Source organism: Neisseria animalis (assembly GCF_900636515.1).
Taxonomy (GTDB): domain Bacteria; phylum Pseudomonadota; class Gammaproteobacteria; order Burkholderiales; family Neisseriaceae; genus Neisseria; species Neisseria animalis.
Genome location: NZ_LR134287.1, coordinates 1,103,776 through 1,128,189, shown reverse-complemented (window position 1 = coordinate 1,128,189; position 24,414 = coordinate 1,103,776). Strand labels below are relative to the sequence as shown.

Here is a 24,414-nt window from a genome sequence, read left to right as displayed (position 1 = left end):
ATTTTATAATCGGATAACGCAGAATGAGACAAGGCAGCAAAGCCGCAGACTGTAAGGAACGGTCGGCCTGCTGCTTCGGCAGCTTGGTTAAGCCCCTTTTTTTTGAGCAAAACAACGCCGTATCATTCCGTATCAAATAACTATATTTTTCAATACATTGACTTTCAGATGGATGCGGAATCCGCCCCTACGGACAGTTGCGTTGAATTTTGCAAAGGTCTCAAGCCTTATCTGCCGCCAAAAAATCATTCCGGCGGACAATCTGCCATGCCAGTACCGCTGCCGACGCAGCCAGCAAAGCACCTGCAAACCCGACTGCATCCAAGCCGAACCACAGCGTGACATAATGCCCCAGCAGCGCGCCGCCGCCGATGCCGACATTATACAAACCCGAATAGATTGAGGTAGCGACATCGGTCGCATCCGAAGCGAAATCCAACACTTTGGCAATCATCGCCAAGCTGACCACGGAAATCGCGATTCCCCATATAAAACACAACGCATATACCACCCAAGCCGAAGCCGCCGCAGGCAGGAGCAGCAGCGTAACCGCCACGATCACCGCCGTTGCGCCCACCAAAAACCGGCGCGGAAATTTGGCAAACCATTTCCCGAACAGATACGATGCCGCGAACCCCGCCAAACCGTAAAAGCCCAACACCAGCGTTACCTGATCCGGCCCAAAACCACCCTCCTGCAATACAAAAGGCTCGATATAGCTGTATACCGTAAAGTGCGCGGTAATCACGAACACGGTAAACGCATACAGCAGCATCAGATTTTTGCGCCTCACCAAAAGCGGCAGGCTGGCCAGCGAACCGCTGTTTACGCTCGGCAGCAGCGGCAGGTTTTTCGCCAAAACCAGCATCACCGCCGCCGCACACAAACCAATCAGCAAAAAGCTGGCCTGCCAGCTGAAATATTGCCCGATAATGCGCCCCAGCGGAATACCCGCCACCATCGCCATTACCGTACCCGTACTCAGCAGTCCCAAAGCCTGATTACCCTTACCCTTCGGCGCCACCCGTATCACCAATGCCGCCGTAATCGACCAAAACACCGCATGCGCCAGCGCAATCAGCGCGCGGCTGGCCAGCAAGATATTGAAATTCCAAGCGAAAAACGACAAAACATGCCCTGCCGCAAACAGCGCGAACAACACCAGCAGCAATTTCCGCCGCTCAAAATTCTTGGTCAGCAGCATCAAGGGCAGCGACAGCAGCGCAACAATCCACGCATATACCGTAATCATCACCCCCACCTGTGTGGGCGGCATATCAAATGTTGTGCCGATACCGCTCAGAAGCGCAATCGGAATATATTCGGTGGTATTGAAAATAAACGCCCCCACCGCCAGCGCCATCACGCTGAGCCACGACCTGTCGATTTTCAAAACAGCCGACATTGCCCTTCCTTTCATTAATAAATTAAATATTTATCAAACGCGTATTGTACGCGGATTACCCAAGGTGGGAAATGCAGCAAAAGGCCGTCTGCAAAATCACATTTTGCGGTAAAACCCAAGTAAATCAAGCCCTGCAAACTAATTTATGTTCCGCAAACTGGTTTGCGGGGTTTGATTTTTTCCCTTTTAAATCAATAAGCGAAAATTTTTTGCGGAACGGTTTTTATGCAGAATTAATAGAAATTTTTTGAAATAATATTTGACTTTGCATCGGGTAAACAAAGCACCGCCCGCTTGAAAAAAACCGTATCGTTCAACCGCAATACCGATAAAGAGCTAATCGAACTTGCAAACTCCCTGCCCGATTTTTCAGGTTGGGTGAAGCAAAAATTGCGGGAGCTGCCAAACAAATAACTCCCTATTCGGGGGTTTTATTCAAAGCAAAAACTTACAAGCAAGCCAGCCCGCAAGCAATCCGATCAGACCACCTGCAATCAGCCCGCGCCACACACAGCAACACCAACAATACGTCTCAAACTCATCAAAATCCCGAACATCAATCACAACCTTGGAACTCACGCCCAAGCGTGCCAGCCAATGCGTAAACCTGCCCAAAGGCTTATCCTCTTCGCACAACCATTCCTTCAACTTATCACTCATATCAAATCTCCTATTCAACAGCCTTATCATTTCCACAACACGGCCGCATATCGCAGCCGTCATCTGATTGCACAATCGGGCGCACCTCCACCCGTTCCATCACATCAGGCACAGGCAAAACATCACTCAAACCCACGCCCCGACTGCATTCGCAACAAGATTCCAACACCTTACAACAACCCATCTCACACCTTCCCCCAAACAATAAAATGCCGGTCGTTCGTCTTAACCTCACGCGCCACCTCAATCTTTGCCCGATTGATTTCACGCCTGAAACGCGATTCATACCTATCCGCCAGTTGCGGGGCGGCAAAATCATATTGCCGCATCAGCAAAAGATAAGCCAACGCCCCCGACACCACCGCGTCCTGATACCGGTCAAACAACAAGCGGTCAACCTCGCAGGCCGTTTGCGTCGGCGCAGCCACATACTCCACCCGAAAAGCATTCTCCGCGTCCGCATCAGGGCGTTTTTTCAGCCAAATTTTCTCCGGCGGCTCAAAATCAAACAACAGATTTTGATTAGCACAATACCCCGCATCTACCGCACAAGAAGCCGTACCGCAAACATCACAATCCAAATCAATCTTGCGAATCAAATGCACCTGCTCACACTCCCCCGCCTCAAGGTAGTAATCCTGCACATCAGCCTGCACATCAAACACCAACTCACGCTTCAACAACCGCGTCTTTACCGCAAACTCAAAAGCCGCCTGCCCGATATAATCCAACGCCACATCATCAGGCACACCCTTAGCAATCAAACGCACACGCGGCAGAAATTCAGCAAGCGGCACAAAATCCACATCACGCCCGCGGTTATCACATACCGAAAAACCACAATCCCCGCCGCCGATACGCGTCGTTACCGTCGCACACTTACTCGCACACCCACAGCCCATAACACCCCCTAGCAAGTCTGGTAGATACATTGCTTGCGGACAATCCCGTCTTCCCGCTTCTCGATAACCACATCATTATCCCCATCATACAAGCAGAAAAACGTCCCCACATCATCAACAATAAAATGCGGGTGCTCCGCAGTCAGCACAGCCGCCTCCCCACAGCGCACATACGGCGCATGATCGACATTACCGTTATCATCAGGCTCAAGCGCAGCCGGGCAGCAAACACCCTCTTTACGCCAGCCCGACACCCCCAGCGAAGCCACACGCGCACGATGAACCGTTACCCTTTCCCCCGCCTGCAAGCCCCACACATAAAGCGATACCGGCTTATCCGTTACATTAAAATTCGCCGATTGCGGCCGCAGCGGATTCAACTCAAACCCCGCCGCAGTCGCCACCGCCGTATTATCCGACACCCTGATATGCGTCGAAATCTTCCGATTGGCCATAACCACACCTCACAACATCATTCAAAAAAACCTGCCGCCCGTCAGCATTGCACTTTTCACTTCAAAGCCGCCAACACATTCAAAATATCAGCAGCTTTCCAAACCAAAACCGTCAACGGAACAGCCCAAACACACCCCCACAGCAACCGCCGAACCGATTTGGCCTTATCCAATGCTTCAATCACTTTCCCACCCTTTACTTTTACGTTAAAATCCATTTCACTTCAAAGCCGTCAGAATTTCCGGTAGTCGCCAAAGCAAAATAGCAGCAAATAAAATCACAGCGGCAGTCCACATGGTTTTACGCAATTCCTTAGGGGTAAAATTGACCGTTTCCATCAAAACTCCTAGCAATTTAAAGGTAAATCGTTTATCATTCATTCAATTCAATCCTTACTGCACAAAGGGTTAAATACAGAAACGCCGTGAAGTTCCCGCTTCACGGCGTTTCACTTTTTTCACTTCAAAGCCGTCAGAATTTCCGGTAGCCGCCAAATAAACGCAATCACAGCAGCCAGCAGCCATAAAGCCCAAAAACGCCACGTTGATAATTTTTCCATTTTTTCTAGCACCTTATCCCAAAATTCGATATAATCTTTTCCATTCATTGACTTAATCCGTCTAAGTTAATGCACAGAAACGCCGTGATGATTCCACCCATCACGGCGTTTCGCATAAAAAAATGCCCGTATGCAAAAGCACACAGGCACAAAAAGGAGCAGACAAACCCACTATACCGCAAAAAAACCGGCCTAATCCCCGATTAGGAAAAAATTGCAGCCTACCCGCCAATCAAACCGCTTGCCTCAACAGCAAATTGTATTTACAATTTACTAAATCTTTCAAACAGGCTATTGAAATGCGGATTGAATTTGACCCCGTCAAATCCAAGCACAACGAAGAAGAGCGCGGATTACCGTTTTCAGCGGCAGAGGACTTTGAATGGAGCGGAGCAAAAATACTGCCCGACATCCGACACGACTACCCCGAGCCACGCTATGCCGCCTACGGCATGATTAGAGGCAGATTGCATTTTCTTTGTTTTACACCGCTTGCCGACGGCATCCGCATCATCAGTTTCCGCAAAGCCAACAAAAGGGAGGTCAAACGATATGAGCAACAAACCGCTGATTGACAAAGCAGGCAACATACGCGAAGTATCGGCTGAAGAAATGGCGCAATTCAAGCCCGTTCACGAAGTCATGTCGCCCGAATTTGTACAAATGGTTATGGCCCATGAAGCAAAAAGAACGCGCGGCAGGCAGAAAGCCCCCGTAAAAGAGCTGGTATCCATCCGCCTGTCTCCCGACGTACTGGCCGCATTCAGAGCAACCGGCAAAGGCTGGCAGGCGCGTATGGACAAAGCCCTTGCCGAATGGCTGGAGCAGCAGGCATAACCAATATTGATTGACACAACCCGCTTTACAAAGCGGGTTTTATTTTGTATGATTGCCTTACTACTAAACAACTAGCGGAATCATTCGCCCCGATAGCGCGTTTTTTTTGTGCCTGTTCGTTTTCTTGTTCGCTCCTTGAAAAGAATTTGCACAAACGCCTTTTCTATGGCGGGTCGATAGCCGTAAATACAATACCCGAAGGGGAATAGCGGCAGCCGTCTAGTTGCGGTAGTTGAGACCCGCCCACCTCAATTGTGGGCTTCTACTAATCAACTAGGAGTTCATCATGAACGCAATTCAAATTTCAAGTGTGGCAATCCGCCAAACCTCAAACAGACTTTACAATCTGAACGACTTACATAAAGCCAGTGGTGGCGAAAAGCGCCATGAACTGACAAATTGGCTAAAACTTCAGCAAACAAATGAATTGATTGATGAAATTTCCAAACCTGAAATTTCAGGTTTGGAAAAACCGAAACAAGTTATTCAGGTTATAAGGGGTGGTGCAAATCGCGGTACATACGCCTGCAAAGAACTGGTTTACGCCTACGCTACTTGGATTTCTGCAAAATTCTTTTTACAAGTTATCCGTACGTTCGATGCAGTTGTTTCAGGCCGTCTGCAAACCCAGCCCCAAAAAGCCCTGCCAAACGGACTGACCCGCGAGCAGCAGGCCGAAGTCAAAGCCATGCACAACCTGCTGGTACAATCCGTACCCTTTGAAAAACAAAAAGCCTTGGCCATTACCCTCTGGTCGGCAATCAAAGCCAAATTCAAAAGCGGCTACAAAGACATACCGCCCGAACAATTTCCCGAAATATTAAGCCTGATGGCGCGCGTAGCCGTCGCAAAAGGCGCGCAATACCGCGAAGAAGCCGAGAAAAAAACCGCCGCCACCTTGGAAACCGTGCCCAAGCTATACCGCAATCAGGCAAATATCCCATTCAATCTGAATGAAAACGCAGAATACCGCGTCATCATTCGGGACGGCAAAATCTACCGGCATCAAGTACATTACTCAACCTTCCCGTTTGAAGACAGAGCCATTCCCTGCTTGAAGCATATGTTCGCCTAAATAAAAAAGGCCGTCTGGTATTTTGCAGACGGCCTTTTCCCGATACGCCGCTATTCAAAAGCCGTATTCAGCCCTTTCAATTTACGCCATTGGCCAAGCGCAACAGATTGCATATCCGCCCGTCTTCCGATGGTGCGTACCGTTACCTCACGCATACGCTCTTCCGACAAGCCGCCCTTGTTAAACAAGCGCGTAGCCCTTGCCTTTGGGCGCGATACACGGGACTCCGCCGATTTCGCCCGCTTATACCAAGCAATCACCGCCCGCTTCTCATCGTCCAGCCAACCGCTCAAATCCCCGTGTCTCTTGCGGCTTTCAAACTCCTTAAACACCTCCGAAGCCTCACTTACCGCCTCATAATAACGGCTCTGAATCGCAAACTCATTGCGCGGACCATATATCGAATTGAAAAACAAAGTCTTCGGCTGCCTGCCCAAAGCCTCGCGGTTCGGATTTTCAATAAAGAAATTAATCCCGTCGCGCAATACCGATACCGCATACCCGTTTACCAGATTCTGAATCTGCTCCGGGTGCAAATCAATACCGAAGTTGCGCTGCAACCACAAAGCCGCCGATTTCCATTCCGGTGCCGTTGTCGTCTTAGACTGCTCCGCCTTCAACACATCTTCGCGCACAAAGCCCTTGGTAATCTGTGAGCCGAACGCATTACGGTTTAATACATTCTGCATAATCGGCTGAAAAACCGTCGGCGTAACCGTCATCGCCAACTTCGCCCCCGGATACTTCGCCACCGAAATTTCAGACGGCGATACCGGCGCCACCGTCTTAGACCAATGGGCAAGCATATTGCCGAACGCCTCCCCCGCCGTAATATCCCCCTCCATCGCCTTCACGCTGTTGGTCGCAAAATTCCAAACCAGTTGCGGCAAACCGAAGCCCACAGGGATTTTCAACAACTCACCGCCCATCGGAATCGGAATATAGCGCGTCATATCCCCTTCCTGATCCAGCTTGTTGCCGCCATTGTCTTCATCTTCCATGCCGCGCAGCAGCGAATAAAGCACCATCGCCGCCGCAGCCTGCCCCACAAACCGCCGCTGGCCTTTTGCCGTAGCCAGCAAACGCCCCAAGTTGGCCGCGCCCATGGCCGTCGGTTGCGAAAATATATACAGCGCACGCACAATACCCATTTTTGCGCCGCGCTTATTGAAGTCGGCCGTTCCCAACACCAATCCCGCCGCCGCCTCCGCCGATACCCCGTTGTCGGTCAACGCCTTAAACAGCGAAAAGCCCGGCATCAAATCAAACATCTGATTGTACTGCTCAACCCTTTCCACACCCTTTTTCAGCACAGACAAAGCCGTACCGCTTTCCCTTGCCACATGCTTGAGCATATCCGTTTCCGTCTTCGCCAGCATCGTCCCGTAAGTCGATACCCCGCCCAAATCCAAAAACTGCTTCAGCAGCTTGCCGTCCTTCCCTGAAAAATCCCCCTTCCACGCCGCATTAAACGTTGTCGGTGCAGACTTCGTAAAATTCGCCCAAGCCTGCCGCGCCACCTTATCCATATCCACCTTTCCGCCTTGTTCGTTCCAGCCTTCCATTACCCGGATCATCTCCGTTTTTTCCCAAATATCACGGAAAGCATTCATCGGCGCAAAAGCCGGCGCAAATTGCGTTACCCCGCGCGCATACAGCCGCGTAAATCCCTGAACCGGTTTTACAAAAGACGGCACTTCTTCGCGGTTCGCATTCACAATCCCCGCCATCACCGCAGGGCGCAACGAAAACTCCACATCACGCCCGTCTACCTTATGAAAAATCACATTGTCCGTATTGCGCGAAAACGGCGAACGCGCCGCGCGCGCAATGCCGATTTCCTCCGCCACGCGCTTCTTGGCCTCATGCTCATCAAGCCCCATATCAAGATAATGGCGCAGCGCACGCTCATACACCGTATTCAGCTTGTTCTTGAAATCCGCATAGCCGTAGTTGGCCGTGGATTTCGCCACCCTGCCGAACGCCGCATCAATACCGTTTTGCGCCATCGAAACACGGCCTTTCATCTGCTTGTCGCGCGCCTGATTAATCCCGCTGCCGCCGCCGAACAACACATCGCGTTCATCATCGCTGCCGTTCAGCGGGTCGTAAGGATTGCCCGTAAACGGCACATAATCCACGTTTACCTTAAATTCATCATACATCTCCTTGGAAATCATACCGCTTTCCAAATCCAAGTCCAGCGCAAAGTCCAGCATACCCCGTACATGGCCGGCCACCGCCTCCAAGTCCGCAAGCTCGATATGCTGCTCAATATCCGCCTTAACCTTGGCCGCCACAGGATTAGAGAAACCGCCCGCCGTCTTGCCCTGCTTCTTACCGCTGATGGACGCGCGGTATTCCGCCAGTTCCTTCTCCGCGCGGGTCAAAGCCGCCTTATTCGCCGCCGTTTCCTTTTTCGCCAACGCCGCCTTCGCCTCTTCAACCTTGGCTTCTGCCCGCTCAATCAGCCGCTTGTTGGCTGTCGGCGCATACTTCGCGCTCATCCAATAGCCGACAAGGTTTTTCAGCTCAACCAAGCTCTTGCCCTTGTACTTTTTCTGCAAACGCGACAATTCCTTATTCAGCGGCGTTACAAAACGCACCTGAATTTCCTGATTCTTCGCATTACGCATATTCGGCGCGCGGCGGAAAGCCTGTTCCAAAAGCTGGCGCATCGGCGCATCGGCCACCAAATCAGGCAGACCGTCCGCCCAGCGTTTCAATTGAATGGCCGCATCTTCCACCGCTTCCAGCAGCTTGTCTTTCTTGCTGACGATTCCGTCTTTCAACCGCCCGCGCACCTGCTCGTCGCGATAAGCCTGCTGCATATCCTGCCACACCGAATCAGACGGCGGCATTTCCCCCGTTTCGGCAAACTCCCGCACCTGCTCTTCCGTCATCAAGTCAGCACGGGAAAAACGCATATCGGAAAGACTGTTTTCCGTTTCAGGCTTGTAATTCAGATAATTACGGAGTATATTGGCTATGTATCCTGAATTGACCTTCCCCGTTTCGCGGCTGATTACAGCCGTCTCGGTATCACTGGCATTCAGGATACTTTCTTTTGTAACCACACTATGCAGATACATCTGTCTGCCGCTGCCCGTATTTCTTGCCAGCAGCGTAACCACATCATCTTTCCCTTCTATCATCACTGGTGCGCTGATATAAACATACTCCGCACCATTATCAGGATTTCTGCCCTGATGGATAACTACACCTTGTTCAATCACTTCCGGAACAACAGCAAATGCTTCTGCCTTAAACGGATTCATTCCGTGTGCAATGGAGTCACGAACAGCCCGCTCATTTAATGCAATCTCTCCAACTTCAGGATTAACTGCCGCACCACCCGCCTGTTTAAACAGGCCTGCAGCCCATTCCCTTAAAGCCTTAAATCCTTGTGGAGCTTTCCGTTCGCTGATAACTGCCACCGGCTCTCCCTGCAACACCGCCGCCTTGCGTGCAAAATCCGCATCATGCGAACGGCTGAACCGACTGCCCGAATCCTGAAGCGATTCCATTTCAGCCTTAAATTCAGCAATGCGTTCGCTAAAATACTTACGGTTGCTTACCGCCGCTTCCGATTCGCCCTGATTCCACGAAATCATCTCCTCGTATTGGGCAATACGCGCCTTCAATTCCTTAATCCGCTTGGCGTTCGGATTACGTTTGGCTGCTTTTCTTGCAGGTTTGCTTTGTTCCCCCTGCTCCGCCTTTCTCTCCATGCGGGTTTTAACCGCTTTCACATGCGGCGGAATTTCCAATCCGAACATTTCTGCCGCCTTTTCAACCGCTTCCACCCAACTGCCGTCGGTATGCCACTTCGCATCTTCACCGCGACTGTTGGTATCCTTGCCGCCGCGCGGAAATACTTCAAACTTCGCTTCATAAGGATTACGATGATGAGCAGGCAAAGAATGGTCGGAAACGCGTACTTTAAAACCTTCATCATTTTCCGCATCGTAAATCTCAACATATTCTGAATTGCTGATACGCGAAGAATCTCTGCTTACGATAAACCTGTCCCCAAACGGTTCTGTCATGATTTCAAACGCACGATTCACTTTATCCGCATCATCGCTGTATTTGGAAAACAGCACATCTCCGCCCAAATCCCCGTCCAATTCGGCCGTATTATCCCGATGAATATCCGCCAAGGCTTCCAGCACCTCGCGATCGGAAACCTCTCGTCTGCCCGTTGCCATCGCCCACACACGGCGCAAGGTTTCGGCAATCCGTTTCAACCAATTACCCGCACGGCGTTTCAGGCTGTCTGAAATTTCCACCCCGTAGCGCGTCTCGATTTCCGCCCAGTTGCCTGTTTGCTGTGCCGCATACAGTTCCACAACCGCTTCTTCCACCGCCACGCTGCGTACCGTTGCCGCCGCATCGTCCGTATCGCGTCGCAACCGTTGGATTCTGTCTGCCATCTTCGCCACCGTTTCATTGCGCCCCAGCAAATCCAGCGTATTCAGGTATTCGCGGCTGCCTTTTACCGCAAAACCCCTATGCCCCAGCTCATGCCAAGCCACCCATACCGCCCGCTCCGGGGTCAGGTTGTCGGCAAAAAGATACAGTTCGCCCGTCTTGCGGTTAAAGCTGCCCTCGATACCGCCCGATTTAATGGCCGTCCAATCCTTGGGAAAAGCGGTTTTGGAATCTACCACCTGCACCAAAGCCGCCCGTTCGCCGCCCAATGCACGGCGCAAACGGGTGTTGATTTCGGTCAAGTCCGTTGGGGTTTTACCGCTTCGGTATTGCGCCAAGTCAGTTTCTGTTTTAATATTGGAGCTGGAAAGGTTATCCTTGTTGAGAATGACAACTGGCAATTGAAGCTGCGCTCTATCAACAAACGGATAACCTTTTTCTTTATTCCAATACAGCGTATGTTGCAAATCCGCTTCAATCTGCCTTTTGCTTCGCCCGTAAGCACTGGCAACATCAATAACTTCCAAACCTTTCTCTGATGTTTTTAAATGCAGTGCAGCAATAATCGGCTTTTCTTTGCCGTTTTCATGTTCGGTCAATTCGGTAAAAACCACATAACCATTATCCGTACTGCGTGATTTTGCTACTGCCACAGGATTATTGATTTCACGCGGCAATGCTTTCATATCAGCAGCAGTCAAATTGTGCTTTCCGCCCATCGCCTTATTGAAAACATCTTCGCGCATGGAAATAGCCGTATCAGGTAAACCCAGCATTTTCAGTACATCGGGCGTGGTGCCCATACGGATATAACGCTTACGGTCACCTTGATAACCGCCTGCCGCCTTATCCACCGCGCGCGCAAACACCGAATCAGCCGACTCGTCCAAGCTGAACAGCACATCATTTGCCTCCTGCTCCGCATCCGTCATTGCCGCACCATCGGCAAGATAATCCTCGTCCGTCTCTTGCGGCCTTACCGCCCCGCCAACCGTTTCAACGCCGCTTCCATCGCCTGCGCCATCTGCGGATTGTGTTCCAGATTGTAAATCAGCCTCATCAGAGCCTGCTTCTGCTGCCCGGCCGTTGCCTGTTTCGCCGTCTGCATCCGCTCCCGTATTTCCCGGTTGCGTTTCTGTTCCAAAGTCTCCCGATTGCTCATGAATAGCCTTTCTCAATAGCTGTTGTCGTGTTACCGTATCGTTTCCGCCGAACATATCCCCTTCTTTGGGATTGCCCAATGCGCGGACTTCGCCGTAATAGGCGTGTATCAAATCGCGGATTTTTTTCGCGCTGCGGATATTGCCGTCCAGATACGCCAGCAACATTTTCGCCGTATCGCCCACGGTATCGGCAAAGTCCTGCTGTGCCAAATAATCCTGCACGCTGCGCCCCTGCGAACGCAACGACTCAATCAAATCTGCCGCCTGTACCAAGTCGGCCGCAATATCCAAATCGTACAAGTCGCCATAAGCCATATCGTTGCGCGCATCGGCCACCACGCCCGCCGATTGCGCCAAGGCGTTGCCCACATTGCGGCTTTCTACGTCGTTGCTTTCCACCATGCGCTGCAAAGCGGGGCTGTCGCCGTATGCCTGATACAGCATGGCGTTTTCCAAACGGCGCAATCCTTCGCGCGAAAGCATACCGTTTGCGTCCTGCAAGGCTGCCTGTTGGTTTTGCGGGAAATTGCCGACAAATTGGGCAATCGCGCTGCGGTTGGCAGGGGTGTTCAAACTGCCGCTTTCGTTATGCGTAAAAAGCTGCAACGGCGGCAGACGCGAAGCATCGGTTTTGGCCAGTTCCAAACTGCTCATGGCCAAGCCTGCGCCTTCGTTGGAAGCAATTGCTGCTTTTTTGATGTCCACATCGTTTTGCAGACGGCGTACCAATACCGGCTGTTCGAATGCTGCCACGGTTTCGGGGGTAAAGCCGAAATCCGCCGCATGTTCGGCAAGCTGCTGCCGGTAGTTTTCTGCCGTACCTTGAGCATACGCCTGTTTCACCGCCGCCACGCGCCCGTTGCCGCCGATAACGGTTTCTCCGTCTTTGGCCAATACCGGTGCGCCGAAATCCATAAACGGCGATTCGCTGATTTTGCGGAAATCCAAGTTTGCCGCAATATGGTTGATTTGCTGCTCGCTGGCTGCACGGTTACGGTCACGGTATTGGTTCTCTGCTTTGCTTACCGTTGCCCCCATATCGGAAGCTTCGCGCAATTCCCACACTACCGGCTCATATCTGCCCGATACGTCCACGCTGTCGGCTTTGCCTGCCACCACACGCCCCGTCTGCGTGCTTGCCGCCGCTGCCCGCTCGCGGGCGGTCGGTGCGATACGGTCGGTCGGCAGGTCGGTAGGGGCGGTGTTGGCTTTCAGCGGATTGTTGCTGTAGGGTTTTTGTACTATACTGACCTTACTCCCGCCGAAACCGTCTCGGGCGTTCAGACTAAGGGTCTTCAGGATTGAAGAAGCATGTGTCGTCGGCGGGTACTTCCGCATACTGGTTACAGCCATTTTGCGCTTACCCGTTCTTACTTCTTCAATCACGGCGGTAGAACCGTCGTCCATTTTCTTCACATAAAAAACCGCATCACGTTTCAAACGCGTACTGCCGCCGAAAACCATCGTATCGGGGTTGGCAATCACATCAGCAACCGTCTCAAAATCATCTGCCGTTACCGCCACGTTGCCGCGGTTTCGTTCCGTTTTCTCATTACCGTGGTTCTTCAGCACATGATTAATGGCACTGCTGTCAATCATATGCGTAAAACCGGCAATATCCAATCCGTGTTGTTTGGCAAGCTCCGCTTCCTGCGGCGATACCGGCACCAAGTCCACCTGTTCGCGCAACGACTTGTCAGCCGACACCCTGCCTGCCAAATCACGGATTTTTGCCTTGGCCGCCTGCCAAAGCTCCGGCAATCCGCCATCACGGTTGCGCTGCGGCACACCCTGCGCCACCGTATCAGACGGCACAAACTGCCCCGCCGTTACCATGCGTGCAAACTGCTCGTATTCCGAATCGCCGCTCCATACCCCTTTGCCCAAACGGACATCAGCCATCAGCCGGCCGGTAAAATCATCGTATTTGCGGTTGGTTTCTGCCACCGCCTGCCCGAACTTATCCGCCGTCTCCGCTACACGCTTGTCGTAATCCTCGCGGGTTTCTCCACGTCGGCGGGCAGTATATTCCTGCTCCAATGCCAGCAAATCCGCATTACGCATCTCATCGGCAGCCCGAACCGTTGCCGACATCTGCGGCGACGCCAACGCCAAACCACCCAACGGCACACCATAGGCCGCCCCCATCAAAGCCGCCGATTCCACACCTTCCGTCAGCTCGCGGCGCGGGTCGATACGGCTGTAACCATAGTTGGCCGCCGCCGTTTGTACGCCCTCTTCGAGTGCTTCGCCGCCAACTTCCTTCAAACCCGTCATCAAAGGCTTGGCCGCCCCGGTTTTCGCCAGTGCGCCTTCCAAGCCCGAACGCCCCGCAACAAAGCCCACACCGCCGCCCGCTGCAATCTCCGGCAAATGCTGCCAAAAGCGCGTACCGATTTCATACTTCGCGTCCGCTTCGCTCATGGTTTGGCGCAACTGTCGGTATTCCGGATTCAGGCTCATCAATTCCTTGTCATCTGCCGACACCGTATCATCATAAATTTGGCCGCGTACTGCACCGCTGCCCATTGCGGCGTTGGCCGCCGCCGACAAGCCCACACCGCCCAAACGCGCCAAAGCAGCCGCGCCCAAGCCGTAACCTGCTACCGTTCCCAAAGCACTTACCGGATCGCTTGCCGCATATCCGGCAATCGCCCCGATTTTATCCCCCGTAGATTGGTCGTCTGCCAAGCCCTGCTGCAAGCGGTAATCCGCCAGCTTCGCCGCATCGGAACGCGATTCGTTACCTTGGTCGATTTTTTCCTGAAAATAATTGGCAAAGCTGCTGCCCGGTGCCACAAAATCCACCGCACTCTTGGCCATGCCGGTTACTGCATTGCCCGCCGCAATCATGCCGTCATTGGCATAGGCAAACAGATTGCGCCCCGGGTCAACCTTAAAACGGCTGCGCGCCATATCCGCCATTTCCTTGCCGTATTCACGCTCGAGATTGCTGCTCATGTGTTCCAGCAGCCGTGCTTGGTCAACCACCCCGTATTTCTGCCGCTCCTGCTCGAAAACCTGCCCGAAGCCGGACAGCACGCTCTCGGGCGTTTCAGGGGGATTTTGGTAATAATTGTCAATAAAGGCACGCGCCTGCTCAAGAGTCATTTTCGCCATGTTCAATCCATAAAAAACAAGGCCGTCTGAAATTCAGACAGCCTGATAACACCCCGCCTTTACAGACGGCCTATACCTCGTCGTAAATACCCTGAATCAACATATCCAGTTCATCGGGAATTTTACTGTGCATATCGGGATACTCTCCGAATGCCGCCGCCAATTGCGTACTGTACTCTTCCTGCAAACTTGGCCGGCGGTCAAATTCCAAAGGCTTGATACGCATATTTTCCAGCATATCCGCATGGCTTTTTTCCCGCTTGGCCGTCCGCTCGAATACCGTTTCATGATGGGGAGCAGCCGCCTGAACATCATCTGCCGGAGCTGCCGGACTTTCCAACGATACCGGCGCGGCCTTGGCCGTCTGCATATCCGGCGGAATAAAATTTGCCGCCTGCGCCATATCCTTACCGGCAGAATAATCCGCCCCGCCCTGCGGAATCACGCCGCCCAGTTGCGCGTAATACCGATCGCGCTTGGCATGATGTTTGCCTACCGCCTTGCCCAGCGTATTGCCGGCATAATCCCAGCGGATAAAATTATTGCCCAATACCTCTTTTGCCGTGTGGTAATCCACATTGGGATTTTGCAGAAACTGCGTTTTCGTCCGCTTATAAGAAGGATTGGTATTGATTTCATGCACGGCAAACTTCGCCATCTCGTCCAAAGCCGCCTGCCCGCGCTTAATCGTACCGTCCGCATTCAGCAAACCCTTACCGGCCAGACGGTTTTCAAGCTGCCGTTTGCGGCTGCCGTTCCACGAAATAAAGCCCAGATTGGTTATCGTCCCGCGCTTCTTGTTCGCATCGGTATGCCTGCCGAAAATATAAGTTGCATTGAAATCATTTTCGCGCCCCACTTCCGCCGTAAATGCCCGCGCCTGCTGCGGCGACAACCCCGCATTCAAAAACGCCTGATACGTTTGCGCCATCAAAGGATTCTGTTTTGCCATGCTCTGCCCCATAAAAAGCCGCCCGTTCAGACGGCCTTATCCGCCTCCTGCCGATACTGCTTGCGCTTCTTCTCATGCAGGCTCAATCTGTCGTAAAACATACGGTAATGCCCTGCCGAACGTTGCGCCGAAACCGCCGATTCCGTTTCCGTACCGAAAAGCCGGAACAACACATAATCCACCAACGCCCCGTAATACGCACAGCCGAAATGATCCAAAGCCTGATTCACATCAAACCCCAGCTTTTCAGGCCGTACCGAACAAACCAAGCTCACAAACACCGTCTGCCCCGGCCTCACAGGCGGCGATACCGTAAAGCGGTTGCTTTCATGCTCCAGTTTGTAGCCGGTAGGCAAATCGGGCAATACGCCGCAACGCGAACGTCCGAAAGCCTTTGTCGCGCTATCATCGACTTCGCGCCAATCCGCAATCTTCACACCGTTTGCGTCCGTCAACGCCTCCACCGACTTGATTTGGCTGCAACAGCAAACCTGCTGCATTTCCCCCTCGTCCAGCTTGGCAATTACCCGCTTTTCAAACAAATCAGGCCGCAGATTGAACACTTCGCAATACGCCTCATTCACCATATCGACAATATGCACGTCTTCCCAACGCTCCCTGTCAATATCGTTCACGTCCAAGCGTATCCTTGCAATCAAATCGGCCAGCTTCATTATTCCATCTCCACCTTAGCCTCAACACCTGCCTTTGCCGTCTTACCCTTGGCTTTCGGCACACCCGCAGCCGTTTTACCCGTATCGGCAAGTTGCGGCGTATCCAACGGCTCGATAAATTGCAACTTTTCAGGCGTATTCAAAAAATCTACCGTAATATCGTCTTCCGGCACATCAAATTCCACGCCGTTAATCTTGCTTCGGTAAGCTACCATACCCATCATTTCCAAACTCCTTTAATCTCGTTTTTGGGTTATATAGTCGAATAACACAGAATGAGACAAGGCAGCGAAGCCGCAGACAGTACACATAGTACGGCAAGGCAAAGCAACGCTGTATCATTCTTATTTTAAATGACTATACTTCATTCACGTTCAATCCCTTGTATGGAAAGGGTTGCAAACAGAAACGCCGACAAGTTCCCGCCTGTCGGCGTTTCGACTATTTCCACGCTGCCAGTGCATTCAAAATATCGGCGGCTTTCCAAATACCGGCAAACACCAAAAACACCAATGAAAGCCAAATCAGCCGCCATGCAGGAAGTCTCATCACCAACTCCTTGATGATTTTTAAAAATGCGCTATAATCCACTTATGATTTTTCCTTAATCTGGATAAGGTCAAATACAGAAACGCCGCAATGATTCCACCCATTGCGGCGTTTTGCCTTTCACACAGCCTTAAAGCTGAATACCGTCCATCTCAAAGCGGCGCACAAACAGCAAATCCAAATTACCGGAAAAGTCTTGCGGCAAAGCCGTAATTTCCAATTCCACCGCATCAACTTTCGCCGTATGCGGGCGTTCGGTAAACACAAAAGCAAATTGCGTATAAGCCGCCGTTGCACCGCCCAAACCTTCGGGCGTACCGCTGCCTTTTACCGAAGTCAGCACTTCGCCGGTTGCATTGTCGTAAGTCGATTCATACTTATCCGCCGACAAATCCAAACCCTCAACCGTTTGCAGCTTAAACTCAAAGCCGCCCGCCGCCGAGCGGAAATCCACAAACAAACTGCTCAACGTCGCATGGTTCGGCGAAAGATACAAACGCAACTTGTCGCCCACCGCCAATTCAGACGGTTTCACACCATAATATTTTTGCAGACGGTGTAAAAACTCCTTCCACTCCGTTTTTTCACGATAACCATAACCGCCGTCAACACGTTGGTCAGGTTGCGAAAACAACGGCAAATCCACATCGGAACCGCAAGACTTGCCGAAATAGCGGTCATCGCCACCGGCAAACAGATTATAAACAGCCATATTTATCTCCAAAAAATCAATTCAACACCCATAAAAGCAAAGCCACACCGAAAGTTACAGCCAAAACAACCATAGACAACACCGCCGCCCATACCAACACCATAGCCGCGTGGTCAGCAGCCGCCCCGCTCATTTTTCCCTGAATACTCATCGTTACTTTACCCAACAGATTTAGCAGGTTATACTTCACCTCATTCAATCCTTAGTCCTGTTAAGGGTTGCAATAGAAAAACCGCAAGGATTCCGCCCTTGCGGTTTTTCGCTTTCAGCCGTTACTTGTCAAACGTTACCGCCGCCACCACCACGCCGCGGCCGGACAGCACGCTCACATCGAAACGGTAATTACCGATCAGATAAATATCATTCAGCAGTTTTTCCCATTCCAAATAATCCAACACGGCCGGCGCAACAATCAGGTTCGGGTCCACCATAATCACATACTCAACCGTGCGTCCGTCGGCCAGACGTTTGGTCGGGAAGAAATGCGAACGCAGCACATTCAAACCATAGGCCGGCAGCAATACGCCGCTTACCGCAGGATTTTTTTCCACACAGCAACCCTGAACATGCGCCGCCTGTTCATTCATCAACTTCGCCACAAAGCGCGGAGAAGCTGCCATACGCATTTGGTCGGAACCGCACATTACACCCGCTTCCGAAGCAGCCAACACCATACGGCTGACCACTTCCAAGGCAGAAACCTCGAAATCGGACACATTGTCGCTGTTCGGCAGCGAAACCACCAACGGATTTACCGTATCGCCCAATTTCAGATTACCGCTCAACTTGCCCGCATCATTGCCTTGGTTGTACTCCGCCGCAGAAGCCGCAATCTGGCGGTATCCGTAAGATTCCGTCATATTACGCAGCATATGTGCAATCGCCTTTTCATAGCCCCATCTCTGCTCTTCCCAGTAGCGGCATTGGCGGATTGCCTCATCACGGCTGAACTTCTCCTTAATCGCGTAGCTATGGCACATCTGAATCTGCCCGTTGCGGAACGGATTGGGAATACCCACGCGCTCGCCGTTAAACTGATGGCGCGTAAACACCATATCGTCTATCGGCTCCAAAATGTTGTAATGCGCCACCGGCGCACAATCCAAGCCCAATTTTTCAGGATTCCATTCTTGGTTGACCATATGCTGCAACGTCGAACAGGCCACCATTTCATTAATGGTGATATACGTAACAGAATCGGGGATATAAAAACCCTCCGCACCCTTCAAATCGGCCGCACGCTGATACTTAGCCATCTTTACACCTTTCAACTCCAATCATACTTATTCAGGAACGCGCGGAAATCGTCCGGACTTGCCGACCTCATCAACCGTTCGCGCTCCGCCCACTCTTTTTTACCCGCACGTTTTTTACCGCCGGATTCACGCATTGGCGTACCACCGCCCGCAGGTTTGGCCGTTGCAACACGTTTTTCTTTCACTTCTCCCCGTTGGTTGAACTTGTCAATCAACGCACGAATCATCGGGATTTTGCCCGCGTCCATCGTCTCCCCTGCAGCCCGCACCATGTCGAATGCCGAATTGCCGGAGAAATCCGTTTCCGATTGCAGAAAATCCACAAAAGCCTGATTGCCCGTCAGCAAGCCTTGAATTTCAGGAATATCGCGCCCCATCGCCTCAAACCAAACGCGGCGGCGTTCCGCCTCCTTCGCTTGGGCAATTTCCGCACGAAGCTGTGCCACATCGTCCGAAGCAGGAACATTGCGGCGCAAACCTTTCAGCTTTTCCGCCAAAATACGCGCCGATTCGCCGCCCATCTCAAGGCTCAAGGCTTCCATTTCCGTTTCAGAAAACACATCGCCGTCATCTTCCGGCGTCTGCATTTTCGACTTCTGCCAAGCCTCACGCTCACGGCGCAGCTCCTCAAGCTCCGCCTCACGCTGCTTTTCACGCTCCTGCATTTCCAAGAGCTTTGCCGCCGCAAAAGAACCGTTTTCCGCCGCAATGCGGTAACGCTCCTTTTCCTCCTGCTCCTTTTTCAGACGGCCTTTCCAAGCATTAATGTCATTAGCCGTTTTATCGTCCGGCTCAACATCTTCCTCATGGACGGTTGCGTCTTCATATTCAGATTCAGGTTCGGCCATGCCGGCCGTATCATCAGGCAGATTGCCCGTCTCTTCAGCCGTCTCTTCAAAATCGTCTTCACGATCAGCCTCATCGCCGCTGCCGTTTTTCAACGCCAGCAAACGCTCTTTCACATGCGCCGGTAAATTGTCCGCAATCGTAAAACTCATCACAAAACCCCCACAGGTAGAGCTTTCGCAGTACCCCGATATGCCCATTTAAGGGCGTTGGATAAAAAAAGGCCGTCTGCAAAAACAGACAGCTTCACCTCAAAGCATTCAAAACCAATACCACCTGCCGCCAAACGGCAATCAGGCAACCTTACAGCTTGGGAATATTAAAGTTCCCAACGCCCTTATCGTTCATCGGCGAAAACAGCATACCCGCCAATTCGGCCAGCGCATCGGCAGCATGGTCATGTTCGATACGCTCGTCATTCGGCTTTCCCCGTGCCTCGTGCAGAATACCCGCCCAAAGCACATACAGAAAATCCTCCAAAGCCTCACGCGCCTTAGGGGACAAACTCAACTCATAGCGCACTTGCGCCAGCGCATCTTCAATCCCCTTGGGCGCAAACATCGCCTGCCATTTTTCCATACTCACCACCACTTGATTGCATTAACCAACGCAGCAGCAGCAAACAAAAACAAGCTCCATGCCACAAACCACAAAAAACGCCGAGCCCGCACCGATGTTTCCAATTTATCCGGCATCTTTTCTACCCACCCGCTCAAATCAATGTTTGTCAAAGACTGAATAAAGAAACGCCGTAAAGTTCCCGCTTCACGGCGTTTTACCGTTTTCAGCAACTAACGCTTGCCGCCACAGCTTGCACAGCCGGATTTACGGCGTACCACACCGCCCGACGAATCAGGCGCATTCATCATCGACGCCACACGGCTTGTCGCATCATCAACACGCACCGGCGTATTGCCTTGCGATTTCTTAACAACATTCTTACGACCGCTCAAAAGATTCAGACCCATTACAACCTCCAAACAAAAAGCCCCGAAAGGCAAACATCGTTGACAAACGTCAACACAAAACATAAAATAAACTCACGCAGCCCAATCAGGCCATAACCATGAAACACCCCGACAAACACATACAAGCCGCCATAGAATACGCCCTTCAACACGGCTGGCAGCTTGTCAAAAGCGGTTCATCTTCACACGCCTTTTGCCGTCTGAAATGTATCTACAAACACAGCGAACACCAAATGAGCGTATGGAGCACACCCCAAAACCCCGAAAACCACGCCAAGCAGATTATCCGCAAAGCCGACCAATGCAAAGGAAACAGTCATGAATAACTACCACTTTACCATTGCCGTGCGTGATGCCGCCGCCGATAACTTCGATACCCTCGAAACCGCCTTTTACCAAGCCGGTTGCAGCGACGCTCTGCTTTGCCGTGAAAACGATTTGGTTTACCTTGAGTTCGACCGCGAAGCAGCCAACGCCAAAGCAGCCGTTTACTCGGCTCTTGCCGACATCAACAAAGCAGGGTTTCACGATTTGGTGATTCAAGAATCAGGCGTATGCACCCTTGCCGAAATCGCCGGCCGTGCCGGATTGAGCCGTCAGGCAGTATCCCTTTACGCACAAAACAAGCGCGGCAGCGGCGGCTTTCCCAAGCCCTTGTACGGCATAGCCGGACATACCCCGCTTTACTCATGGAAAGAAGCCGCCCAATGGTTGTACCGCCAAGGGAAACTGTCCCAATCCAGTTACGAGTTGGCCTGTTCGGTATAACCCCGGCAAACACATCTCCACCCACAAAAAGGCCGTCTGAAAACCCAAGTTCGGACGGCTTTAACATCAGTCAGAATTTTACGGCTTACCAAGTAAGCCCGTTGTACTCATAATCTTCATCATAGAAAATCCCGTTTCCGTAATACAAGTACCACTTCCCATTTTTATCCGACCATTTATACAGACAATCAGAATCAGGGGCTTGCCATACCACATTACCGTCAGGCTTTTCCGCTGGGCATTCTCCACCCGAAATCACCACAACACTCATCTCAAATCTCCTTTCACAAACCAATATCTGTGTTGGCCATCACATTACCGCTTTCATATCTTCGGTAGCCCTGAATCAAACGTCCCCAGTCCGCCGCAGGATTGGTTGCATGATACCCGAGCGTACTATTTGCAACAGGTTTGCCGTCTGCTCTACCTGCTCCGACCACGGTAAAACTCAACACCGCTGAATTATAGATTTTTGCAAAAGCCCCTTCGGTATAAGTTTTGCCCGAATCAAAGAAACAGGAGTCCAAATACACAGAGCTGGAATTGCCGACACCGATAAAATTAAAAGGCGAAGCAGCGCCGCTTTCCGGAAAAAGAAATCCGCAACCTACGGCATAAACATTGCCCCTACTAACATCTGAACCATGTACGCTGCTCCATCTGCTCCATGAATCCAACGGCATAGGGTGGGTCAAATCAAGAATCACCCCTTGATACATCACATTTTGCAGACGGCCTTACAGTTGGGTAAACACGTGCGTCGCTTGATGGAACAGCGCACACTTCAAAACCGAAGATGACAAATTAAATAGACAAACCTTTGAAACCAAAACAAACATGCCGTCTGAAAACGTTTCAGACGGCATAAGTGCAAAGCCCAGCCAACGCGTGCATGCTCTGGCATGCACCCTACACAAGCAATTTATGTTCCATGCAGGCTACGCTTGCTATGTTCGCATCGCGTTGGTGGCCGACGTAGAAACCTGTGTCCGAGCGGCACAAACCATCGTTTCACTTTATCGGGCTTAAAAGCCGGCCGAACCACCCGCCGACAAAGGCCGTCTGAAAAATCCTGGTTTTCAGACGGCCTTGCATTTGGAAAAACGCGTGCGTGGTTTGCCGCACACCCTTGCATGTTCAAACCAATATACCATAGCAACCAAACAGCCCGCAGGCTGGGCTTCAGCCCAGCAGTTTCCACCAATGTTTCCAGACAGGCATTGCTGGGCTGAAGCCCAGCCTACGGCGGATTACTCAAACCATGCGTAGGGTGCATGCCAAAGCATGCACGCGTTGTTTGATGGAACGGCACACGCTCAAACCGAAGATGACAAATTAAATAGACAAACCTTTGAAACCAAAACAAACATGCCGTCTGAAAACGTTTCAGACGGCATAAGTGCAAAGCCCAGCCAACACGTGCATGCTTTGGCATGCACCCTACACAAGGAATTTATGTTCCATGCAGGCTACACTTGCTTGTTAACATTGCTCATAAAAAACTATTAATATATTCAGATGGAATCTTCAAACACTTGCTACTTAAGTTTTTTTGAATAGCTTCATTAGTAGGGCAAAATATTTTTACTTCTGTAGAATTCCAAGCTATGTATCCATATAGAACATGTTCATTATCAGTGAACGCTTGCTTTTTCTCTTTAAATAATTTTTTAGATTCCAAATACTCCCTAGATTCAGAATTATTTTGGATATTATCCTCCTTCATTTTATCTCCGTTGAATTCAGGCAAAACAAATTTTTGTCTATATACCAAAAATCGGTTTTCTAATTTATTACGCTGAATATAACGCTCATCAATTACATATAAATTAGCTTCTCTCGGCCATTCTACCAAGCCAATTGCCCGCATGGAGTTAAACATAAACGTAGGGTAACTCTGAATCCAAATATAACTAAGCATAAAAACAAAAAATATTAACCCAAACAATACCATATTCATTGAAATAATGACTTTGGATAATTCCTCAACCGGCTTAGAAAAATCAAAAAAATTTTCATTATTGAATACAGCTGCGCAAAAAGAGATAAGAATTAACATGCGATAAAGGTAAGGGCTTATACTAGTTAAAAATCCATTTGATGGTTCTGTAGAAATTTGACTTGGCAACCCATCAATCAGAAAAAATATAAAAAACAGCAACAGAAGAAAATTTATAAATAACAATAACTTCGCGGAAAGAAAAAACGTACCCTTCTTTCTGCGATTTAAAATTCTTCCGTCTGCTTTTTTTGTTATTTTATATTTTGAAAGCATGGTCAATAAAGACTTGTTACCCAAAGTTGGCCGCACAGAATGCGCTTTACGCCTATTGTCATATTTCCACCGCTGTAGCTTAAAATTTTTACCTAAAACGCTAGGTTCGTAAACAAATGAGATAATTGATGCTGTGCCTAAAATAACACCCAGCGTAAAGCCCCAACTATTTTCTTTATTGGTAAAAATAAAACCTATCAGCGAAGAAAACCCAAACAATACGGTAAGCCATGGGTGTCTAGAATATACTTGCAATAAAAAATATACAGGTGTAAACAATAGTGGCATGATTATTAAAATAATCCCATAATCTCTGTCCGCACTATTTATGAAATCCTCCGGCAGAAAAACAAGTAAGATTATGATAAAAATCCAACCCCCAAAACTATATAATACGCTCCTATTGAGTGTTCTGGCTTTTCTAATAATCCAATGTCGCTTTGTTGATTCATTATAAATATTACCAAACGATTCTATTTCTACCCTAATAGATTTAGCATATTCTTGTAAAAGGAATAGTGGTAAATACATGAAAACCAATAAATAAATTACAAAAATCAATGTAATAGCAAATGTAGAATATATGGCATGAAAATAATCTATTATTGTATAGGATGCTTCAATATAGTGTAGATACGAAAATGGTATTAACATACCGAAAAACAAAGAAAAGTACAAACTAGATTTATATTCTTTGATAAAATTAAATAGCTTCTTAATAAAATTAAATAGATTGTTTAACCATTTTTTTTCTTCATCATTCACTGTCATAATTTATCCTGTCCATTGCTTTAAAATTTCAA

Annotated in this window: 27 protein-coding genes; 5 read left to right on the top strand and 22 right to left on the bottom strand. The window is 50.3% G+C overall.

Annotation, left to right across the window (positions count from 1 at the left end; all coding sequences use genetic code 11):
• Nucleotides 1-220 precede the first annotated feature (220 nt).
• The 8 genes from EL111_RS05330 to EL111_RS10530 form a co-directional block, all read right to left on the bottom strand.
• Complete coding sequence (locus tag EL111_RS05330; RefSeq protein WP_123795999.1) at nt 221-1,405, bottom strand: sugar transporter; 1,185 nt, start codon at nt 1,403-1,405, stop codon at nt 221-223.
• A 435-nt stretch (nt 1,406-1,840) separates the two neighbouring features.
• Complete coding sequence (locus tag EL111_RS05325; protein WP_123795998.1) at nt 1,841-2,065, bottom strand: hypothetical protein; 225 nt, start codon at nt 2,063-2,065, stop codon at nt 1,841-1,843.
• A 10-nt stretch (nt 2,066-2,075) separates the two neighbouring features.
• Nucleotides 2,076-2,249 (bottom strand): hypothetical protein, encoded by a 174-nt coding sequence (locus tag EL111_RS10545; RefSeq protein ID WP_162842998.1) that lies wholly within the window; start codon nt 2,247-2,249, stop codon nt 2,076-2,078.
• A gap of 1 nt (nt 2,250) precedes the next feature.
• The gene (locus EL111_RS05320) at nt 2,251-2,967 is read right to left on the bottom strand and encodes a phage adaptor protein (RefSeq protein ID WP_123795997.1); all 717 of its coding nucleotides are present in this window, start codon (nt 2,965-2,967) and stop codon (nt 2,251-2,253) included.
• 8 nt (nt 2,968-2,975) lie between these two features.
• Nucleotides 2,976-3,422, bottom strand: coding sequence for a hypothetical protein (locus tag EL111_RS05315; protein ID WP_123795996.1), 447 nt, complete (start codon nt 3,420-3,422; stop codon nt 2,976-2,978).
• A gap of 56 nt (nt 3,423-3,478) precedes the next feature.
• A complete protein-coding gene (locus EL111_RS10540) occupies nt 3,479-3,640 on the bottom strand; it encodes a hypothetical protein (protein WP_162842995.1) in 162 nt (53 codons plus the stop codon).
• Nucleotide 3,641: 1 nt separating this feature from the next.
• Nucleotides 3,642-3,803: a hypothetical protein gene (locus tag EL111_RS10535; RefSeq protein WP_162842994.1), complete on the bottom strand. Its 162-nt coding sequence runs from the start codon at nt 3,801-3,803 to the stop codon at nt 3,642-3,644.
• Between the two features lie 77 nt (nt 3,804-3,880).
• On the bottom strand, nt 3,881-4,030 hold the full coding sequence (locus EL111_RS10530; RefSeq protein ID WP_162842997.1) for a hypothetical protein: 150 nt from the start codon (nt 4,028-4,030) through the stop codon (nt 3,881-3,883).
• A gap of 251 nt (nt 4,031-4,281) precedes the next feature.
• Between EL111_RS10530 and EL111_RS05310 the strand changes: the two genes are divergently transcribed.
• From EL111_RS05310 to EL111_RS05300, 3 genes are all read left to right on the top strand, one after another.
• Nucleotides 4,282-4,557, top strand: coding sequence for a BrnT family toxin (locus EL111_RS05310; protein WP_123795995.1), 276 nt, complete (start codon nt 4,282-4,284; stop codon nt 4,555-4,557).
• Nucleotides 4,535-4,819, top strand: coding sequence for a BrnA antitoxin family protein (locus tag EL111_RS05305; RefSeq protein ID WP_123795994.1), 285 nt, complete (start codon nt 4,535-4,537; stop codon nt 4,817-4,819). The genes EL111_RS05310 and EL111_RS05305 overlap by 23 nt, the downstream gene beginning before the upstream one ends.
• 286 nt (nt 4,820-5,105) lie before the next feature.
• Nucleotides 5,106-5,894: a KilA-N domain-containing protein gene (locus tag EL111_RS05300; RefSeq protein ID WP_123795993.1), complete on the top strand. Its 789-nt coding sequence runs from the start codon at nt 5,106-5,108 to the stop codon at nt 5,892-5,894.
• 50 nt (nt 5,895-5,944) lie between these two features.
• Here EL111_RS05300 and EL111_RS05295 read toward each other — a convergent pair whose 3' ends face one another.
• The 11 genes from EL111_RS05295 to EL111_RS10515 form a co-directional block, all read right to left on the bottom strand.
• The gene (locus tag EL111_RS05295) at nt 5,945-14,611 is read right to left on the bottom strand and encodes a MuF-C-terminal domain-containing protein (protein ID WP_126325841.1); all 8,667 of its coding nucleotides are present in this window, start codon (nt 14,609-14,611) and stop codon (nt 5,945-5,947) included.
• 70 nt (nt 14,612-14,681) lie between these two features.
• The gene (locus tag EL111_RS05290) at nt 14,682-15,563 is read right to left on the bottom strand and encodes a phage tail tip lysozyme (RefSeq protein ID WP_123796326.1); all 882 of its coding nucleotides are present in this window, start codon (nt 15,561-15,563) and stop codon (nt 14,682-14,684) included.
• 26 nt (nt 15,564-15,589) lie between these two features.
• On the bottom strand, nt 15,590-16,237 hold the full coding sequence (locus tag EL111_RS05285) for a phage adaptor protein (RefSeq protein WP_123796325.1): 648 nt from the start codon (nt 16,235-16,237) through the stop codon (nt 15,590-15,592).
• Nucleotides 16,237-16,461 carry a hypothetical protein gene (locus tag EL111_RS05280; protein WP_123796324.1) on the bottom strand — a complete coding sequence of 75 codons (225 nt, stop codon included), beginning with the start codon at nt 16,459-16,461 and terminating at the stop codon, nt 16,237-16,239. Before EL111_RS05280 ends, EL111_RS05285 begins: the two co-directional genes overlap by 1 nt.
• Before the next feature lie 217 nt (nt 16,462-16,678).
• Nucleotides 16,679-16,828 (bottom strand): hypothetical protein, encoded by a 150-nt coding sequence (locus EL111_RS10525; protein WP_162843012.1) that lies wholly within the window; start codon nt 16,826-16,828, stop codon nt 16,679-16,681.
• An 88-nt stretch (nt 16,829-16,916) separates the two neighbouring features.
• Entirely contained in the window at nt 16,917-17,498 is a 582-nt protein-coding gene (locus EL111_RS05275) for a hypothetical protein (protein WP_123796323.1), read from the bottom strand.
• Nucleotides 17,499-17,514: 16 nt separating this feature from the next.
• The gene (locus tag EL111_RS10520; RefSeq protein WP_162843011.1) at nt 17,515-17,688 is read right to left on the bottom strand and encodes a hypothetical protein; all 174 of its coding nucleotides are present in this window, start codon (nt 17,686-17,688) and stop codon (nt 17,515-17,517) included.
• An 82-nt stretch (nt 17,689-17,770) separates the two neighbouring features.
• Nucleotides 17,771-18,754 (bottom strand): hypothetical protein, encoded by a 984-nt coding sequence (locus EL111_RS05270; RefSeq protein ID WP_123796322.1) that lies wholly within the window; start codon nt 18,752-18,754, stop codon nt 17,771-17,773.
• 11 nt (nt 18,755-18,765) lie between these two features.
• Nucleotides 18,766-19,752 (bottom strand): hypothetical protein, encoded by a 987-nt coding sequence (locus EL111_RS05265; RefSeq protein ID WP_123796321.1) that lies wholly within the window; start codon nt 19,750-19,752, stop codon nt 18,766-18,768.
• Between the two features lie 151 nt (nt 19,753-19,903).
• Nucleotides 19,904-20,179: a hypothetical protein gene (locus EL111_RS05260; protein WP_126325840.1), complete on the bottom strand. Its 276-nt coding sequence runs from the start codon at nt 20,177-20,179 to the stop codon at nt 19,904-19,906.
• Between the two features lie 212 nt (nt 20,180-20,391).
• The gene (locus EL111_RS10515; RefSeq protein ID WP_162843010.1) at nt 20,392-20,568 is read right to left on the bottom strand and encodes a hypothetical protein; all 177 of its coding nucleotides are present in this window, start codon (nt 20,566-20,568) and stop codon (nt 20,392-20,394) included.
• 98 nt (nt 20,569-20,666) lie between these two features.
• Here EL111_RS10515 and EL111_RS05255 point away from each other — a divergent pair, with 98 nt between their 5' ends.
• Nucleotides 20,667-20,894, top strand: coding sequence for a hypothetical protein (locus EL111_RS05255; protein WP_123796319.1), 228 nt, complete (start codon nt 20,667-20,669; stop codon nt 20,892-20,894).
• Nucleotides 20,887-21,336: an XRE family transcriptional regulator gene (locus EL111_RS05250; protein ID WP_123796318.1), complete on the top strand. Its 450-nt coding sequence runs from the start codon at nt 20,887-20,889 to the stop codon at nt 21,334-21,336. Before EL111_RS05255 ends, EL111_RS05250 begins: the two co-directional genes overlap by 8 nt.
• Nucleotides 21,337-21,421: 85 nt before the next feature.
• Here the strand turns inward: EL111_RS05250 and EL111_RS05245 are convergent, their stop codons facing one another.
• The 3 genes from EL111_RS05245 to EL111_RS05230 form a co-directional block, all read right to left on the bottom strand.
• On the bottom strand, nt 21,422-21,607 hold the full coding sequence (locus tag EL111_RS05245; protein WP_123796317.1) for a hypothetical protein: 186 nt from the start codon (nt 21,605-21,607) through the stop codon (nt 21,422-21,424).
• Nucleotides 21,608-21,620: 13 nt separating this feature from the next.
• Entirely contained in the window at nt 21,621-22,058 is a 438-nt protein-coding gene (locus tag EL111_RS05240; protein WP_123796316.1) for a hypothetical protein, read from the bottom strand.
• 770 nt (nt 22,059-22,828) lie between these two features.
• Nucleotides 22,829-24,382: a hypothetical protein gene (locus EL111_RS05230; RefSeq protein WP_123796314.1), complete on the bottom strand. Its 1,554-nt coding sequence runs from the start codon at nt 24,380-24,382 to the stop codon at nt 22,829-22,831.
• Nucleotides 24,383-24,414: the final 32 nt, after the last annotated feature.